1 protein-coding gene is annotated in these 681 nt (G+C 58.3%); it reads left to right on the forward strand.

Annotated elements, in window-relative coordinates:
* Nucleotides 1-681, forward strand: a 681-nt coding sequence (locus tag A372_RS32540; protein WP_036702506.1) for a condensation domain-containing protein, incomplete at both ends; no start/stop codon positions are given.

Raw genomic sequence — 681 nt, forward strand, 5'->3', positions numbered from 1 at the left:
AGAGGCTGTACATTTTGCATCAACTCGAAGGGGCAGAGCAGAGCTACAACATGCCGGGGGTGATGCTCCTTGAAGGACAGCTTGACCGGAATCGGTTCGAGGAGGCGTTCGGCAGCTTGATCGGGCGCCACGAAACGCTGCGCACCGGCTTTGAGATGGTGAATGGCGAGCCGGTGCAGCGTGTATGCCGCGAAGTGAATTTCTCGGTAGAGATGATGCAGGCGAGCGAAGAGGAAGCCGAAGCCGTCGTTCGCTCATTCATTCGCCCGTTCGATCTGGAGAAGCCGCCGCTCCTGCGAGTAGGACTGATCGAGCTGGATCAGGATCGGCATATTCTGATGTACGACATGCATCATATCATCTCCGACGGCGTGTCGATGGGAATTGTGGTGGAGGAGTTCGTCCGCTTGTACGGGGGCGAGGAACTGCCGCCGCTGCGCATTCAGTACAAGGATTATGCCGCATGGCAGCAGTCCGAGCCGCAGCAGGAGCTCATGAAGCAGCAGGAGAGTTATTGGTTGCAGTCGCTTGGCGGAGAGCTTCCGGTGCTGGAACTGCCGGCGGATTATGCGCGTCCTTCCGTCCAGAGCTATGAAGGCGATACCTTCGAATTCGCGATCGATCCTCGGCTAAGCGAAGCGCTGCACGGGGTTGCGGCCGAGAGCGGAACGACATTGTACA

The organism is Paenibacillus sp. OSY-SE (assembly GCF_000283315.1).
Classification (GTDB): Bacteria; Bacillota; Bacilli; order Paenibacillales; family Paenibacillaceae; genus Paenibacillus_B; species Paenibacillus_B profundus.